The organism is Crossiella cryophila (assembly GCF_014204915.1).
GTDB lineage: Bacteria > Actinomycetota > Actinomycetes > Mycobacteriales > Pseudonocardiaceae > Crossiella > Crossiella cryophila.
In genome coordinates, this window is record NZ_JACHMH010000001.1 from 1,127,918 (window position 1) to 1,144,429 (window position 16,512).

Genomic DNA, 16,512 nt, shown 5'->3' on the forward strand with positions numbered 1-16,512 from the left:
GCGTCCGCGCCGGTCGCCGCACCGCACCGTGCGCGGTCAAGGCCAGGTGGTGCGGGGTGCCGCGGGGTGCACCCGGCCCCGTACCCTGCGTGTGTGCAGACGGCCGAAGACAGCGTGGCCGGTCGCGGCCAATCCCCGCACAAAGCTCGGGCCGGACTGCGCCATCTCCTGACCAATCCCGGGTTCTTCCGGCTGCTCGGCGTCAAGGTCACCGCCCAGTGGGGTGACGGCGTCTTCCAGGCCGGACTGGGCAGCGCGGTGCTGTTCAACCCCGAGCGCGCGGCCGATCCACTGGCCGCGGCCGCCGGGTTCGCGGTGATCTTCCTGCCCTACTCGGTGGTCGGCCCGTTCGCCGGCGCGCTGCTGGACCGCTGGGACCGCAGGCAGGTCCTGTTGCTGTCCAACGTGATCCGCGGGGTGCTGGTGCTGGTCACCGCGGTGGCCGTGCTGAGCGGGCTGACCGGCCCGCCGCTCTACGTGGCCGCGCTGCTCACCCTTGGCGTGAGCCGGTTCATGCTGGCCGGGCTGTCCGCCTCGCTGCCGCACCTGGTGCCCAGGGAGGACCTGGTCGAGGCGAACGCGGTGGCCGCCACCCTGGGCGCTGGCATGGCCGTGGTCGGTGCGGGCAGCGCGATCGGCCTGCGTGCCCTGCTCGGCGCCGGGGACGCGGGTTCCGGCACGGTCACCGCGATCGCGGTGCTCGGCTCGATCGGCGCGGCGCTGATCATGCTCGGCTTCCGGCGCGGCCAGCTCGGCCCGGACGAGGTCAACGAACCGTCCAGGGCGCTGGTCGCGATCGCGCACGGCCTGATCGACGGGGCCAGGGCGGCCGCCCGCACCACCAGCGTGGCCGCCGGGTTCGTCGCGCTCATCGCGCACCGGCTGGCCTACGGCGCGCTGGTGCTGCTCGGCGTGCTGCTGCTGCGCAACTCATTCCACGACGTTGGCTGGCTGCCCTCGGGCATGGGCGGGGTCGGCGTGATCGCGCTGGCCGGCGGCGCGAGCATCCTGGCCGCCGCCTTCGTCACGCCACCGCTGGTGGCCAAGGTCGGCCGCCGGGCCACCATCACCGGCTCGCTGGTGCTGGCCGCGCTGACCCAGCTGGCGCTCACCCTGACCCTGTCGCTGCCCGCGCTGCTGCTGTCCTCGTTCCTGATCATCGGCGCGGGCCAGGTGGTCAAGCTGTGCGTGGACGCGGCCGCGCAGCGCGATATCGGCGATGAGACCCGCGGCCGGGTCTTCGCCCTCTACGACACCCTGTTCAACGTCAGCATGGTGGTCTCGGCGGGCACCGTTGCCTTGCTGGTGCCCGCCGACGGCCACTCCACCGGCGTGATGCTCGGCGTCGTCGTGGTCTACCTGATCGGGACGCTCTGCTACCTGCTGGTCGAACGCCGTGGTCAGGCGCAGGCCAGCCGGACCGAGGCCACCGGCCGCGAGTCGGGCTGACGCGGACCGGGCAGCGAGGGCACCGCCAGCAGCGGGTCCAGCACCCGGTTGCCCTCGGCCGCGGCACGGGCTGCCGCGGCCAGGCTCTCCGGCGTGTAGGTCTCGTGGAAGAGAATCCCCTGGAACCCCTGCCGCAGCAGGCCGATCGCCTGGTGCACCCGGGCCACCCCGAGCAGCGCCACCACCGGCGTCCTGGTGGTCAGCCTGGCCAGTCTGGTCAGCCGCCACTCGGACAGGTCCGGCAGGTCGGCCAGCACCACGTCGGCCCGGTCCCCCTCATCGACCAAGGTCAGGTCCGCCCCCGCGGACACCATGCTCCGCAGCCCGAACCCGACTATCAGGTCGTCCGCACTCACCAACACCCTGTACACGGCGCACCCCCATGCCCCTGCGTTACGAGATCCCTCCAGCACACATGGTGACCGACGGGCCTGTCGTCCCGCTAACCGCTGAACGCGTTATCTGTCACCGTCCTTCTTGGACTTCAACAGGATCCTCGTGTCCAGCGCCACCACCGTGCCCGCGGCCGGTTCCTGACTCACGACCTTCCAGTTCCGGTCGTTGAGCAGCAGCCTGCCACGCCCGGTGGCGTCTTCCTCAGCGAGATTGCGCAGGCCAGCGGCTTGCATGGTGTCCTGCGCCTGCTGGTGCACCATGCCGACCACGTTCGGCACCGCCACCGTCTTACCGCGAGTCGCCGAGGTTGGCGACGGGTTTGCCGGCGGCTGGGTCACCGTCACCGTGACTGTTTCCCTGGGTGGCGGCGCACTGCACCCCGATACCGCAACACCTACCGTGACCAGGCTAAACAGGGTTTTGCCCAAGATATTCACCGTGCCCCCTTTCGCTACCCAACGTAGCGAAAGGGCAACTGAACCGGCAGAAACTAGCCCCGATCAGGTGGTTGCAAACCCTGTTCCTTTGCCCATGCGAGCAGCTCGACCTCTGCCTCTTCGGGCGCCAGCGGACCGCGGTCCAGCCGCAGCTCCTTCAGGAACGTCCACGCCTTGCCCACCAGCGGACCCGGCGGCAGCCCGAGCAGCTCCATGATCGCGTTGCCGTCCAGGTCCGGCCGCACCCGGCGCAGGTCCTCCTCGGCCGCGATCCGGTCGATCCGGACTTCCAGGTCGTCGTAGGTGCGCTGCAGCGCGGCCGCCTTGCGCTTGTTGCGGGTGGTGCAGTCCGCGCGCACCAGCTTGTGCAGCCTGCTCAGCATCGGGCCCGCGTCGGTGACGTAGCGGCGCACCGCGGAGTCGGTCCACTCGCCCTTGCCGTACCCGTGGAAGCGCAGGTGCAGGTAGACGAGCTGGGCCACCGCCTCGGTGATCTCCTTGGAATATTTCAGCGCACGCAGCCGCTTGCGCGCCATCTTCGCGCCGACCACCTCGTGGTGGTGGAAGCTGACCCCGCCGCCGGGCTCGAACCGCCGGGTGTCCGGCTTGCCAACGTCGTGCAGCAGCGCGGCCAGCCGCAGCACCAGGTCCGGCGAGTTGTCCGGCTCCTCCAGCGCGATCGCCTGGTCCAGCACCACCAGCGAGTGGTGGTAGACGTCCTTGTGCTGGTGGTGCTCGTCGATGGCCAGCCGCATCGCGGGCACCTCTGGCAGCACGTACTCGGCCAGCCCGGTGTCCACCAGCAGCTCCAGCCCGCGCCGCGGCTGCGCCCCGCAGAGCAGCTTGGACAGCTCGGCCTGCACCCGCTCGGCGGTGATCCGCTGGATCTCGCCTGCCATCTCGCGCATCGCGGTCAGCACCCGCGGCGCCACCTCGAAACCGAGCTGGGCGACGAACCGGCAGGCCCGCAGCATCCGCAGCGGGTCGTCGGCGAAGGACTCCTCCGGCGTGGCCGGGGTGTCCAGCACCCGCGCAACCAGCGCGGCGGCCCCGTCGTGCGGGTCGACGAAGGTCTTCGCGGGCAGCTGGACCGCCATCGCGTTCACGGTGAAGTCCCTGCGCACCAGGTCGGCCTCGATGGTCTCGCCGAAGACCACCTCTGGGTTGCGCCCGACCCGGTCGTAGCTGTCCGCGCGGAAGGTGGTGATCTCCACCGTGGCCCCGCGCTTGACCGCGCCCAGGGTGCCGAAGGCGATGCCGGTGTCCCAGATCGCCTCCGCCCACCCGGTCAGCAGCGTGCGCACCTGCTCCGGCCGCGCGTCGGTGGTGAAGTCCAGGTCGGTCAGCGGCCGTCCCAGCAGCGCGTCCCGGACACTGCCGCCGACCAGGTACAGCCGGTGACCCGCGGCGGCGAACCGCTGGGCGAGTTCGTCGGCGACCGGGGCGATCCGCATCAGTTCCACGACCGCATTCTGCTGCGCGCCGCGAGCGGGGTCGACCTGGTTCGGCTGGGCCGGTACAGAGGTGCTGGACACGAGGAGCCACCCTACGTCGCACTACCATCGGCGCCATGCCCCCGTCGTCCTCCGGCAGCGCTGGTGGCGCCGCACCGGGCAGACGGACCAGGCGCCAGCGGGGAAAACGGCTGCGTACGGTGGACGAGGTGTCCGCTGGCGGGCTGGTAGTGGATGCCGCGCGCGAACACGCTGCGCTCATTGGCAGACTTGATCGAAAAGGACGGCTGTTGTGGTCGCTGCCCAAGGGCCACATCGAGCAGGGTGAGACCGCCGAAGAAGCGGCCGTCCGCGAGGTCGCCGAGGAGACCGGCATCCGTGGCCGGGTGCTGGCCGTACTCGGGGCGATCGACTACTGGTTCGTCGCCGAGGACCGGCGAGTACACAAGACCGTGCACCACTTCCTGCTGGAGGCGGTGGGCGGAGAGCTTTCCGACGAGGACGTGGAGGTCACCGAAGTGGCGTGGGTGCCGCTGGGTGAACTGGATGGGCTGCTGGCCTACGTGGATGAACGCCGCCTGGTGCGCAAGGCGGTCGAACGCGTGCGCGCGCCCAGTGAGACTTCGGAGCCGGCGTGAAGAGGCTGTTCACGGTCGCGGCGGTAGCCGCGTGCACCGTGCTGACCCTGCCCCTGCCCGGGTGGGCGGAAACCTATGACGTGCGGGCCCAGCCCGCCTCGACCAGCCCGTCGCCGGCCCCGCCCGCGACGCTGGAGCTGGACACCTTGCAACCGAGGGTGGTCACCGCCGATGGCGACAACAAGGTCGTCGCGGTCGGCAAACTGACCAACACCGGGGACCGCAAGCTCAGCGACCTGATCGTCCGGTTGCAGGCCGGCGCGCCGCTGACCAGCGAGGACAAGATCAACGACGCGCTGGCGGGGGAGGTGGCCACCGACCGGGCCGAACCCAAGTTCACCAACGTGGGCGACCTGGAGCCGGGGCAGAGCGTGCAGGTCAGGGCCGAGGTCGCACTGGCCACCCTGCAGATCACCACCCCCGGCGTCTACCCGGTGCTGTTCAACATCAACGGCACCCCGGACTTCGGCAAGCGGGCCCGGATCGCCTCCCGCGGCTTCCTGCTGCCGGTCACCGGCGTGCCCGGCGGCGCCTCGCTGCCACCGGCGCCCAACGCGCCCGCGACCACCGTGCTCTGGCCGATCGTCGACCAGCCGGTGCGCCTGCCCACCAGCGACGGCAGCACCGTGCTGACCAACGACGACCTGGCCCGCTCGCTGACCACCGGCGGCAGGCTGTCCGAACTGGTCTCCGCGGTGGAGCAGACCGCGCCGTCGGGCTCGGCGCTGGCCAGCTCGCTCTGCCTGGTGATCGACCCCGACCTGGTGCAGACGGTGGCCGCGATGGCCGACACCGCGGGCGGCGTCTACCGCATCCGCAGCGGCCGGACCACCGTGGAGGGCACCGGCTCGACCGCGGCGCAGAAGTGGCTGGAGCGGCTCAAGGGCATCGCCCGCGGCCGCTGCGTGCTCGCGCTGCCCTTCGCCGACGCCGACCTGGTCGCGCTGTCCAAGGCCGGGCTCACCGACCTGCAGGAACAGGCGGTGACCCGGAGCAAGTCGGTCGGCGAGCTGCTCCAGGTGCAGACCGTCAGCGAGATGGTGTGGCCGCTGGGCGGGGTGCTGGACGAGCGCACCCTGGCCGACCTCGGCCGGCGCAACCTGCTGCTGGAACAGCGCGGGCTGCAGGACGGCCGCACGGTGACCGCCCCGGTCAAACTCGCCGCCCCGGCCGGCTCGCTGACCGCCGGCTCCACCGCGGTGCCGATCGACCCGCTGGTGCTCAACGCCCTCGGCGGCGGCCGCGCGCCCACTTCCGGCTCAGCCACCTACGGCGCGCTGGACCTGCAGAACGGCATGGGCGCGCTGCTGTACCGGGCCACCGCGCTGGGCAAGACCGGCGGTTCGCTGGTGGTCGCCCCGCCGCGGCGGTGGAAGGCCCCGGTCGGCGAGCTGACCGCGTTCCTGCAGTCCATGCAGCAGCTGCTCGGCGGCAGGCTGGTCACCCCGCGTGGGCTGACCGAGCAGGCCGCCGCCGCGGCAGGCGGGCGCACCGCGGGCCTGACCTACCCGGTGGAGGCCACCGGCGCGGAGATCTCCCCGACCGCCACCGGCGAACTGCGTGCGATGCGCGACCGGTCAAGGGACCTGCTCGCGGCGATGACCAGCGACGGCGTCAAGGGCACCGCCCCGGCCGCGCTGATCGACCCGCTGGACCTGGGCATGATCCGGGCGGCCTCCGGCGCCTGGCGCGGCAACAGCTCCGCTGGCGGCGCGGCAGGCTCGCTGGTCGGCGACCAGCTGGCGAACCTGGTCTCCCAGGTGCGGATAGTCACCCCACCCGGCCCGTACTACCTGGCCTCCTCGGACAGCCCGTTGCCGCTGACCATCAGCAACAAGCTGCCGGTGGTGATCAAGGTGCGGGTGACCTTCAGCAGCACCCAGGGCCTGCGCACCAGCGATGTCAACGACCTGACCATCGGCGCGAACAGCAACCTGCCGATCCGGGTGCCCACCGAGATCACCCGTGGTGGCCAGTTCAGCGTGGACGCCCTGCTGCAGACGATCAACGGCAGCCCGCTGGGCCCAGGCGGGGACGCCAACCGGATCACCCTCATCTCCACCGCGTACGGCACGATCACCCTCGGCATCACGGTCACCGCGGGCGCGGCCCTGGTGCTGCTGGTGGCCCGCAGGCTGTACCGGCGCCTGCGCTCGGGCAAACAGGAGCACACCGCGTGAGCGAGACGAGGCAGATGGACAAGCCGGTCCCGGCCAAGCCCCAGCCCTCACTGGCCAAGGCCAGCGGCTCGATGGCGATCGCCACCCTGGCCAGCCGGGTCACCGGGTTCCTGTCCCGGATCGTGCTGGTGGTGGTGGTCGGCTCCGGCGTGATCACCGACTCCTACCAGGTCGGCATGACCATCCCGCTGCAGGTCTACGAGCTGCTCCTGGGCGGCGTGCTGACCAGCATCATCGTGCCGCTGCTGGTGCGGGCGGAGAAGGAGGACGAGGACGGCGGCGAGGCGTACACCCAGCGCCTGCTGACCATGGCGCCGGTGATCCTGCTGGTGGCCACCGTGGTGATGGTGCTGGCCGCACCGCTGCTGACCACCATCTACGTCGACGGCAGCAGCACCAGCAAGGCCCGGCCGGACCTGGTCACCGCCTTCGCCTTCCTGCTGCTGCCGGAGATCCTCTTCTTCGGCCTCGGCGCGCTGTTCACCGCGATCCTCAACGCCCGCGGCGTGTTCGGCCTGCCGGCCTGGGCGCCGGTGTTCAACAACCTGGTCGTGCTGATCACGCTCGGCGTGTACCTGCTGGTCCCCGGTGACCCGACGATCAACCCGCTGGCCATGAGCGACCCGAAGCTGCTGGTGCTGGGCATCGGCACCACGCTGGGCATCGTGGTGCAGTCGCTGGTCGTGCTGCCCGCGATGCGCCGGGCCGGGATCAGGTTCAAGTGGCGCTGGGGCTGGGACCGCAGGCTCACCGAGTTCGGCACCCTGGCGCTGTGGATGCTGGTCTACGTGGTGCTCGGCCTGGTCGGCGTGATCGTGGTCACCCGGATCGCCACCGCCGCCCTGCCCGGCAGCATGACCTCGTACAACCTGGCCTGGCAGCTCTTCCAGCTGCCCTACGGCATCCTCGGCTTCTCCCTGCTCACCGCGATCATGCCGCGGATGAGCAAGGCGGCCGCGGACAACAACGTGCGCGGGGTGGTCGCCGACCTGTCCCTGGGCAGCCGCCTGCTGACCACCATGCTGCTGCCGCTGAGCGCGGGCATGACCGTGCTGGGCAGCCAGCTCGGCGTCGCGCTGTTCTTCTACGGCGCCAACACCCTCTCCAGCGCCCAGCAGATCGGCACCACGCTGGCGGTCTCCGCGTTCGGGCTGGTGCCCTACGCGATCACCATGATGCAGCTGCGGGTGTTCTACGCGATGAAGGACGCCCGCACCCCGGCCATGCTGCAGCTGGTCACGGTGGCGGTGAAGATCGGCCTGTCCATCCTGTGCGTGCAGGTGCTCGACCCGCACACCATGGTGCTCGGCCTCGCCTTCGTGAACTCGATGTCGTTCCTGGTGGGCGCGGTGGCAGGCAACATCTGGCTGCGGGTCCGGCTCGGCAGGCTGGAGACCGGGCGGCTGGGCCGCACCTTCGGGCTGTCCCTGGTCGGCTCGCTGCTGGGTGCGCTGACCGTGGTCCTGGTGCACACCGCGACGCTGGAGTTCGCCCCGATCGGCACCTCGCCGCGGATGATCGCCTGGATCGTCCTGATTGTCGGGAGCATGCTCGGACTGGCCGTCGCCTTCGGCTCGATGATGCTACTCAAGGTGACGGAGCTGAATCCGGCAATGTCACGGATCACCCGACTTTTGCGCCGCCGTTGACGCCCGGCTTCCCGTACCCTCGACCGGGAGCAGCAGCACACGGTCAGGGGTCGCGACCGTAGAAGACGTGCGGAACGGGAGAAAGCTCGGTGAGTGGGACGCCGGATTACACGGCGCCGCACGGGAATCCAGCCGGCGGCGCGGTAGGTGCTGCCGCCTTCGTTCCGGGTGCGACGCTCGGTGACGGCCGCTACCGCCTGTTGTCACTGGCGGGCCAGGATCCACGCGGCCCAGCCCAGTTCTGGCGGGCCAGGGACAACGCGCTGGGGCGTGACGTTGCTCTCACCGTGCTGATCGGCGACGCCTCGGACGAGCGCACCGCCGCCCGCTCCCGGCGCACCCTGGAACGCGCCACCCACTCCGCGGGCTTCACCCACCCCGGGGTCTCCCGGACGCTGGACGTGCTCTGGCCAGGACACGGGGTCAACCCGAGGGACGGCGTGTTCGGCATCGTGGTGGCCGAATGGACCCAGGGCACCGATCTGCTGGACCTGATCACCGAGGGCCCACTGCCCGCGGGCACCGCCTCCCGGCTGCTGGAGCCGCTGGCCGCCGCGGTGGAGACCGCGCACCACGCCGGCCTGGTGCTGGGCGTTGACCACCCGCAACGACTGCGGGTCACCCCGGACGGCAAGCTGCGGCTGGCCTTCCCCGGCCCCAGGGCCGAGGTGACCGCCCGCGAGGACGTCCGCGGTCTCGGCGCCACCCTGTACCTGATGCTGACCTGCCGCTGGGCCCTGGACGGCGGCCCCAACGGCCTGCCGTCGGCGCCCACCGGCCCGGACGGCACCGTGGTCTCCCCGCAGACGCTGCACCCGGCCGTGCCACACGAGCTGTCCACGGTCGCCGTGCGCAGCCTGGAGGACACCAGCGTCGGCGGCCTGCGCACCGGCGCGGCCATCCTGCGGGTGCTCGAGCAGACCGCGGCCGCCGAGGCCGAGGCCGCCGCGCTGCGCGCCCAGGAGGCCGCGCTCACCGAGTCCTACCCGGCGCTGGGCAGCGACGAGGACGACAAGCGGGACGAGAAGAGCAGGCGGCGCAAGCTCGCCGTCGGCATGACGCTGCTGACCATGGCCACCGCGGGCATCCTCGCCTGGGCCGGGCTGTCGGTGATCGGCATGTTCTCCACCCCGGAGACCCGTTCCGGCCCCACCGTGGCGCTCACGCCCACCACGCCCCCGCCGCCGGGTCAGACCAGCAGCACCCAGCCGAGCACGCCGCAGAGCGAGCAGCCCCAGTCCGGTGGCACCGTCGATGTGGCCAGCGTGAACGTCTACAACGTGCAGGGCGAGCCGGACAACCCGCACCGGATCAAGCGGGTGGTCGACGGCGATCCGCGCTCGACCTGGAAGACCATGACCTACCGGCAGCAGTTCCCCAGGGGCAAGCCGGGCGTGGGCATCATGATCACCCTGGCCGAGGCGGCCAAGCTGGCCAAGGTGGTCATCGACTCGCCGAGTGCCGGCACCAAGATCGAGGTGCGCAGCGCGCCCTCTGGCAGCGCCGATCTGGACGAGACCACGGTGCTGGGCACCGGGACCCTGCAGAAGGGCGACACCGAGATCAGCCTGGAAGCCGGTGACGCCACGAAGTTCGTGTTGCTGTGGATCACCGGTCTGGGTGGCAGCGGCGACCGCAACGTCTCCGAGCTGTCCGAGCTGACCTTCGTCCGTGCCGGGTGAACGCCCGTCATAGGCACGGATGAGCTGACGCTATTCTCTGCCGCGTGACAGCCGCGGCTAGCTCGGACGGGGACCTCATAGCGGCCCATGCTGCCGGCGACCCACACGCGTTCACCGAGCTCGTGCGGCGTCATCGGGATCGCATGTGGGCGGTGGCCCTGCGGACATTGCGTGATCCGGAGGAAGCGGCCGATGCGCTGCAGGAGGCGTTCATCTCCGCCTTCCGCGCCGCGGCCTCCTTCCGTGCCGAGTCACAGGTCTCCACCTGGTTGCACCGGATCGTGGTGAACGCATGCCTCGACCGGGTGAGGCGCCGCCAGGCCCGGCCGACCGTGCCGATGCCCGAGGAGCCGCACCGCGAACCGGTGGCGCCCAGGGACGTGATGGACGAGCGGGTCACCTCGCTGGCCGTCCAGGACGCCCTCGCCGAACTGCCCGAGGAGCAGCGCGCGCCGATCATCCTGGTGGACGTGCAGGGATACTCGGTAGCCGAGTCCGCGCAGATCCTGGGGATCGCCGAAGGTACCGTGAAGAGCAGATGTGCTCGCGGTAGGGCGAAGCTGGCGAAACTTCTCGGGCACCTGCGGAACCCCGATGCAAGTGCGAACGTCTCACCTGACGCTGGAGCAATGGCACCGCGGCGTCCACGGGAGGGACGATGACCACCAACGAGCGCCGGCCCGGTGTGCCGGACGGCCCGCCGTGGTCTGTTGATCTCATCGCCGATCTGCACGCCGGGGTCCTCGACCCCGCTGTGGCCGCGCAACTGCGACCCAGGATCGAGGCCGACCCGGAAGCCCGGGAGATCCTCGCCGCGCTGGATGAGACGCAGGCCGAACTCGCCGCCCTGCCCCCGCTGCGGATGCCCGAGCACGTGGCGAGCCGGATCGAGGCCGCGATCGAGAACGAGGTGCGGCTGGCCATGGCCGCCCGCCCCGGCGCGGCCCCGCTGGCCCCGCCCGCACCCCCTCAGTTCCACCAGCAGCCACCGCAGCCGCAGCCCATGGCCCAGGTGGTCGACCTTGCGTCCGCCCGCCGCAGGCGCAACAAGACCATCGGATGGGGCATCGGCGCGGTGGTCGGCCTGGCCGCGGCCACCGGACTGATCTTCGCCACGCTGCCGGGCCAGGCGCCGACCGTCGGCACCGCCCAGCCCACCAGCGCCGTGACCACCCCGTCCGCCCCCGATGGCGGGGTGCTGGCGCTGAAGGGTTCGGACCTGGACGGCAAGTCGGTGCCAGGAGGCATCGCCGGGTCCAAGGACTACGGACCGTTCACCGACCCGGCCAAGCTGAAGGCCTGCCTGGCCACCCACAACACGGGCGGGTTCGCCCAGCTGGCCGCGCGCCAGATCACCCTCGACGGCAAGCCGGGCGTGCTGCTGCTGATGAGCAACAAACCCGGTCAGCAGCGGATCCTGGTGGTCAGCGCGGACTGCTCGGTGTTGAAGGACACGACCGTCGGCAGGTAGTTCGGATGTGACGTCGCAGTCACCTGGGAACAGCCGCACCTAGGATCGCGTTGTGCCGGTACGAAGCCGGCATACGTCGACTCAGGCCTCGGAGGTCCCCAGGTGTCATCGCAGGTACGCAACCTGATCGTGGTGGGCTCCGGCCCAGCGGGATACACCGCGGCCACCTACGCGGCGCGGGCGCAGCTCAACCCCCTGGTCTTCGAGGGCACCCAGTTCGGCGGCGCGCTGATGACCACCACCGAGGTGGAGAACTACCCGGGGTTCAAGGACGGGATCATGGGTCCCGACCTGATGGAGCAGATGCGTGCCCAGGCCGAGCGCTTCGGCGCCGAGCTGCGGGCCGAGGACGTCGAGGCCGTTGACCTGTCCGGGCCGGTCAAGACGGTCACCGCGAACGGGGTCACCTACCAGGCCAAGTCCGTGGTGCTGGCCATGGGCGCGGCAGCCCGCTACCTGGACGTGCCCGGTGAGCAGCGCCTGCTCGGCCGCGGCGTGTCCGCCTGCGCCACCTGCGACGGGTTCTTCTTCCGCGACCAGGACATCGCCGTGATCGGCGGTGGCGACTCCGCGATGGAGGAGGCCACCTTCCTGACCAGGTTCGCCCGGTCGGTGACGATCATCCACCGGCGGCAGGAGTTCCGCGCCTCCAAGATCATGCTGGAGCGGGCCCGCGCCAACGAGAAGATCCGCTGGCTGCTGGACACCAAGGTCACCGAGGTGATCGGGGAGACCTCCGTCACCGGTGTGCGGGTGCAGAGCACCGTCACCGGCGAGGAGACCGTGCTGCCGCTGACCGGCTTCTTCGTCGCGGTCGGCCACGACCCGCGCTCGGCGCTGGTCAAGGACCAGATCACCACCGACGACGAGGGCTACGTGCGGGTCGCCGCGCCGGGCACCGCCACCAACATCGACGGCGTGTTCGCCGCTGGCGACCTGGTCGACCACACCTACCGCCAGGCGATCACCGCCGCGGGCTCCGGCTGCGCCGCGGCCATGGACGCCGAGCGCTGGCTGGCCAGGCAGGAAGCCGAACCGGAGACCGTCGCAGCGGCCGCGAGCCACTGAGCACCCCCGCAGACCCGAATCACCTGCCCCACAACCAAGGAGTGACGATGGGCAACAACACCAAGGTCGTGTCCGACGCGACTTTCGTCGAGGACGTCCTGCAGAGCGAGAAGCCAGTGCTGGTGGACTTCTGGGCGACCTGGTGTGGACCGTGCAAGATGGTCGCCCCGGTGCTCGACGAGATCGCGGGCGAGCACGCCGACAAGATCACCATCGTCAAGCTCGACATCGACGCCAACCCGGCGACCGCACGGGACTACCAGATCATGTCGGTGCCGACCATGATGCTCTTCCAGGGCGGCAAGCCGGTGAAGACCATCGTGGGCGCCAAGCCCAAGGCGGCGATCCTCACCGACCTGCGCGACGTGATCTGAGTCCTATGCCGGGTACCACGCCAATGCCCTGACCTGTGCGATGAGTCAGTTCAGGTGAACCTGGCGTAAAGTCCCCTGCTGGATCGTGCAACCCCGGTTCGCGGTTCTTCGTCATCCTGCTGAGTGGTTCTGCCACCAGGACGACGGATCCGAGATCCGGGGTTGTGCTTTTTGGTGGCCGAACGACTGCTGGGAGTAGCCCCGCACGTGGCTGCTCGGACCGCAAGGCACAATAGGACGTCTCTAACTGTGCGCCGAAACGAATTTTCCGGCGCCCGAGTCATGCGAGGGGTGCATGCTGCTGCTCCGCCGGGGTGATGACGGTCCAGCCGTCGCCGAGATCCGGGCGACTCTCGTGAAGCTGGGGCTGCTACCGGCCACCAACGGCCACGCCAGGCCCACGAACTTCGATGGCGAGGTCGAGCACGCAGTCCGCTCTTTCCAGCAGCAACGCGGGCTGATCACGGACGGCATCGTCGGCCCCAACACCTACCGCGCGCTCACCGATGCCCGCTGGCAGCTCGGTGACCGCAACCTGGCCTACCTGATCTCCCAGCCGATGAGCGGCGACGATGTGCTCACGCTGCAGCAGCGACTGCTGGAGCTGGGCTTCAACGCCGGCCGCGCGGACGGTCTCTTCGGCCACCAGACCGAGCACGCGCTGCGCAACTTCCAGCGCGACTACGGCCTGGCCGTGGACGGCATGTGCGGACCGGGCACGCTGCGCGCACTGCGCCAGCTCGCGCCCAAGGTCCGCGGCGGCCGTCCGGTCTTCCTGCGTGAGCAGGAACACCTGCACCGGTCCGGCCCGCGCCTGTCCGGCAAGCGGATCGTGATCGACCCCGGTCACGGTGGCGGCGACCGGGGCATCGTGGTGGACGGGGTGGCCGAGGCCGACCTGATGTGGGACCTGGCCAGGCGGCTGGAGGGCCGCATGGTGGCCACCGGCATGGAGGCCCTGCTGGCCAGGGGTCCGCAGGTGTGCCCGCCGGAGTCCGACCGCGCCCAGTTCGCCAACAACGCCAACGCGGACCTGTTCCTGTCCCTGCACTCGGACGCGAACGCCTCCCCGCACGCCCGCGGCGTGGCCACCTTCCACTTCGGCAGCAGTGGCCACGGCACCAGCTCCACCGTCGGTGAGGCCCTGGCCGGCTTCATCCAGCGCGAGCTGACCGCCCGCACCGGCATGCTGGACTGCGGCACCCACCCCAAGACCTGGGACTCGCTGCGGCTGACCCGCTGCACCGCGGTCCGGGTGGAGACCGGTTACCTGACCAACCCGGAGGACCGCCGCAGGCTGCTCGACCCGGCGTTCCGGGACGTGGTGGCCGAGGGCATCCTGGTCGCGGTGAAGCGGCTGTACCTGCTGGGCAAGAACGACCAGCCCACCGGCACCTTCACCTTCGACGACCTGCTCAAGTACGAGCTGTCCAAGGCCGAGACGGCCTGACCCCAGCCACGAGAAAGGCCCCCGCCCGGTTTCCCGGGTCGGGGGCCTTTCTCGTACGTCTCAGACGGGCCGGAAGCTCGGTTCCTTGGTCCCGGCGGTGGCACTGATGGAAACCGTGCCCAGCAGCCGCTCCAGCGCTGCCTCCACGTCTTCCTTCCAGGTCAGCGCGGTCCGCAGTTCCAGGCGCATCCGCGGCCACTTGGGATGCGGGCGCACGGTCTTGAACCCGACGCTGAGCAGGAAGTCCGCCGGCAGCACGCAGTTGGGCTCATCCGGGGTGGCATCGCCGAAGGCCTCGATCGCCTTGACCCCACGCCGGGTCAGGTCCTTGGCCACCGCCTGCACCAGCACCCGGCCCAGACCGCCACCGGTGAACTCGGGCAGCACCTGCAACGCGGTGATCAGCACCGCGTCCGGACTGGCCGGTGAGGTGGGGAAGGTGGAGGCCCTTGGCACCACGCTGGGCGGGGCATAGAGCACATGCCCGGCGGGCACCCCGTCGGCGTAGATGATCCGGCCGCAGGAACCCCACTCCAGCAGGACCGCGGAGATCCAGGCTTCCTTGTCGAATTCGGTCTGGCCGAACTCCTCTGACTGCTCCTTCATATGCGGAGCCAGCTCCCAGAACACACAGCCCCGGGAATGCCGGGACAGGTGGTCGAGGTTGTCCAGCGTGACGCCGACTACGCGTCGCGACACCTGACCTCCCAGCAAGAACGGCATGCCCGCGCACCACGGGCACCGTGAACCAGCATAGGCGCAGCGCACCGGCTTCGACAGGGAGGCCGGATCACACTCGGCGCCATCGCTCCTGCCGGCGGCCTAGACTGACTCGGACGATCGCCGATACCGGAGCGCGCCATGAACCTACCTGCCCCCAAGCCCGAACAGCAAAATCCGTCCGCTGTCCCGGCCGCGGCGGCAGCAGGGCGCAGCCTGGACACCCACCTGCGGCGCTACGCGGCACGCACGGCCGGCATGACGGCATCGGAGATCAGGGCCCTGTTCGCGGTGGCCAGCAGGCCCGAGGTGGTCTCACTGGCCGGTGGCATGCCCTACCTGGCCGCGCTGCCGCTGGAGACGCTCTCGGCCGATGTGGCCCAGTTGCTGGCCACCGAGGGCCAGACCGCGCTGCAGTACGGCTCGGCCCAGGGCATCCCGGCACTGCGTGAGCAGATCTGCCAGATCATGGCGCTGGAGGGCATCTCGGCCCACCCGGACGACGTCACGGTCACCGTGGGCTCGCAGTCCGGCCTGGACATGGTCACCCGGATCTTCTGCGATCCCGGCGACGTGGTGGTGGCCGAGGCTCCCTCCTACGTGGGCGCGCTGGGCACCTTCACCGCCTACCAGGCCGAGGTCGTGCACGTCCCGCTGGACGACGAGGGCCTGATCCCGGCGGAGCTGGAGCGCACGCTGAGCGCACTGGCCGCGGCCGGGCGACGGGTGAAGTTCCTCTACACGATCCCGAACTTCCACAACCCGGCTGGCGTGACCCTGGCCGTGCACCGGCGGGCCGAGGTGCTGGAGATCTGCGCCCGGCACGGTGTGCTGGTGGTCGAGGACAACCCGTACGGGATGCTCGGCTTCGACGGCCAGACCTACCCGGCGCTGCGCTCGATGGAGTCGGAGAACGTGGTCTACCTCGGCTCGTTCTCCAAGACCTTCGCACCGGGGCTGCGGGTCGGCTGGGCACTGGCCCCGCACGCGGTGCGGGAGAAGCTGGTGCTGGCCGCGGAATCGGCCACGCTGTGCCCGCCCACCTTCACCCAGGCCGTGGTGTCCCGGTACCTGGCCCAGCACGACTGGATGGGCCAGATCAAGACCTACCGCGAGGTGTACCGGGAGCGCCGGGACGCCATGATCGGCGCGCTGGAGGCACACCTGCCCGCCGGCTGCCGCTGGACCAGGCCGGACGGCGGCTTCTACGTGTGGCTGACCGTGCCGGAAGGCATTGACACCAAGGCGATGCTGCCGCGCGCGGTCACCCAGCGGGTGGCCTTCGTGCCGGGCACCGCCTTCTTCGGCGACGGCACCGGCAACAGCCAGTTGCGGCTGTCCTTCTGCTACCCGACGCCGGAGCGGATCCGGGAGGGCGTGCGCAGGCTGGCCACCGTGCTGGAGGGTGAGCTGGAGCTGATCAGCACCTTCGGCCAGGTGGTCCGCCGCCAGCCGACCGGCCCGCAGTCGCCGTCCCCGGACACGGCCTGACCGGCCTTATCCCGCAACGTTTTCACCGACGGTCCACTGTGGACAATCACAGT

At 70.7% G+C, this 16,512-nt stretch carries 15 protein-coding genes; 11 read left to right on the forward strand and 4 right to left on the reverse strand.

Annotation, left to right across the window (positions count from 1 at the left end; genetic code table 11):
* The first annotated feature begins 93 nt into the window (after nucleotides 1-93).
* The gene (locus tag HNR67_RS05355; RefSeq protein ID WP_312986490.1) at nucleotides 94-1,449 is read left to right on the forward strand and encodes an MFS transporter; all 1,356 of its coding nucleotides are present in this window, start codon (nucleotides 94-96) and stop codon (nucleotides 1,447-1,449) included.
* Here the strand turns inward: HNR67_RS05355 and HNR67_RS05360 are convergent.
* From HNR67_RS05360 to HNR67_RS05370, 3 genes are all read right to left on the reverse strand, one after another.
* Nucleotides 1,401-1,805, reverse strand: coding sequence for a hypothetical protein (locus HNR67_RS05360; RefSeq protein WP_185001003.1), 405 nt, complete (start codon nucleotides 1,803-1,805; stop codon nucleotides 1,401-1,403). The genes HNR67_RS05355 and HNR67_RS05360 overlap by 49 nt on opposite strands.
* Nucleotides 1,806-1,907: 102 nt before the next feature.
* Nucleotides 1,908-2,129 (reverse strand): PASTA domain-containing protein, encoded by a 222-nt coding sequence (locus HNR67_RS46115; RefSeq protein WP_247755024.1) that lies wholly within the window; start codon nucleotides 2,127-2,129, stop codon nucleotides 1,908-1,910.
* A 206-nt stretch (nucleotides 2,130-2,335) separates the two neighbouring features.
* The gene (locus HNR67_RS05370) at nucleotides 2,336-3,817 is read right to left on the reverse strand and encodes a CCA tRNA nucleotidyltransferase (RefSeq protein WP_312986492.1); all 1,482 of its coding nucleotides are present in this window, start codon (nucleotides 3,815-3,817) and stop codon (nucleotides 2,336-2,338) included.
* A gap of 35 nt (nucleotides 3,818-3,852) precedes the next feature.
* Here HNR67_RS05370 and HNR67_RS05375 point away from each other — a divergent pair, with 35 nt between their 5' ends.
* From HNR67_RS05375 to HNR67_RS05415, 9 genes are all read left to right on the forward strand, one after another.
* On the forward strand, nucleotides 3,853-4,374 hold the full coding sequence (locus HNR67_RS05375; RefSeq protein WP_185001004.1) for an NUDIX hydrolase: 522 nt from the start codon (nucleotides 3,853-3,855) through the stop codon (nucleotides 4,372-4,374).
* A complete protein-coding gene (locus HNR67_RS05380; RefSeq protein ID WP_185001005.1) occupies nucleotides 4,371-6,554 on the forward strand; it encodes a DUF6049 family protein in 2,184 nt (727 codons plus the stop codon). The genes HNR67_RS05375 and HNR67_RS05380 overlap by 4 nt, the downstream gene beginning before the upstream one ends.
* Nucleotides 6,551-8,203 carry a murein biosynthesis integral membrane protein MurJ gene (gene murJ, locus HNR67_RS05385; protein WP_312986495.1) on the forward strand — a complete coding sequence of 551 codons (1,653 nt, stop codon included), beginning with the start codon at nucleotides 6,551-6,553 and terminating at the stop codon, nucleotides 8,201-8,203. Before HNR67_RS05380 ends, murJ begins: the two co-directional genes overlap by 4 nt.
* A gap of 89 nt (nucleotides 8,204-8,292) precedes the next feature.
* A complete protein-coding gene (locus HNR67_RS05390; protein WP_312986497.1) occupies nucleotides 8,293-9,885 on the forward strand; it encodes a protein kinase family protein in 1,593 nt (530 codons plus the stop codon).
* A 44-nt stretch (nucleotides 9,886-9,929) separates the two neighbouring features.
* Complete coding sequence (gene sigM, locus HNR67_RS05395) at nucleotides 9,930-10,547, forward strand: RNA polymerase sigma factor SigM (protein ID WP_185001006.1); 618 nt, start codon at nucleotides 9,930-9,932, stop codon at nucleotides 10,545-10,547.
* Nucleotides 10,544-11,356: a hypothetical protein gene (locus HNR67_RS05400; protein ID WP_185001007.1), complete on the forward strand. Its 813-nt coding sequence runs from the start codon at nucleotides 10,544-10,546 to the stop codon at nucleotides 11,354-11,356. The genes sigM and HNR67_RS05400 overlap by 4 nt, the downstream gene beginning before the upstream one ends.
* A 102-nt stretch (nucleotides 11,357-11,458) precedes the next feature.
* Nucleotides 11,459-12,424 (forward strand): thioredoxin-disulfide reductase, encoded by a 966-nt coding sequence (trxB, locus tag HNR67_RS05405; protein WP_185001008.1) that lies wholly within the window; start codon nucleotides 11,459-11,461, stop codon nucleotides 12,422-12,424.
* 47 nt (nucleotides 12,425-12,471) lie between these two features.
* A complete protein-coding gene (trxA, locus tag HNR67_RS05410; RefSeq protein ID WP_185001009.1) occupies nucleotides 12,472-12,798 on the forward strand; it encodes a thioredoxin in 327 nt (108 codons plus the stop codon).
* A 295-nt stretch (nucleotides 12,799-13,093) separates the two neighbouring features.
* Nucleotides 13,094-14,248 (forward strand): N-acetylmuramoyl-L-alanine amidase, encoded by a 1,155-nt coding sequence (locus tag HNR67_RS05415; RefSeq protein WP_185001010.1) that lies wholly within the window; start codon nucleotides 13,094-13,096, stop codon nucleotides 14,246-14,248.
* 60 nt (nucleotides 14,249-14,308) lie between these two features.
* On the opposite strand, the gene HNR67_RS05420 is transcribed toward HNR67_RS05415, so the two are convergent.
* On the reverse strand, nucleotides 14,309-14,947 hold the full coding sequence (locus tag HNR67_RS05420) for a GNAT family N-acetyltransferase (RefSeq protein ID WP_185001011.1): 639 nt from the start codon (nucleotides 14,945-14,947) through the stop codon (nucleotides 14,309-14,311).
* A gap of 162 nt (nucleotides 14,948-15,109) precedes the next feature.
* Between HNR67_RS05420 and HNR67_RS05425 the strand changes: the two genes are divergently transcribed.
* A complete protein-coding gene (locus tag HNR67_RS05425) occupies nucleotides 15,110-16,459 on the forward strand; it encodes an aminotransferase-like domain-containing protein (protein WP_185001012.1) in 1,350 nt (449 codons plus the stop codon).
* The last annotated feature ends 53 nt before the right edge of the window (nucleotides 16,460-16,512 follow it).

Coding starts and splice junctions, on each gene's coding strand:
- HNR67_RS05400 (WP_185001007.1), top strand. CDS start 10,544: ATGACCACCAACGAGCGCCGGCCCGGTGTGCCGGACGGCCCGCCGTGG.
- HNR67_RS05425 (WP_185001012.1), top strand. CDS start 15,110: ATGAACCTACCTGCCCCCAAGCCCGAACAGCAAAATCCGTCCGCTGTC.
- HNR67_RS05415 (WP_185001010.1), top strand. CDS start 13,094: ATGCTGCTGCTCCGCCGGGGTGATGACGGTCCAGCCGTCGCCGAGATC.
- trxA (WP_185001009.1), top strand. CDS start 12,472: ATGGGCAACAACACCAAGGTCGTGTCCGACGCGACTTTCGTCGAGGAC.
- HNR67_RS05375 (WP_185001004.1), top strand. CDS start 3,853: ATGCCCCCGTCGTCCTCCGGCAGCGCTGGTGGCGCCGCACCGGGCAGA.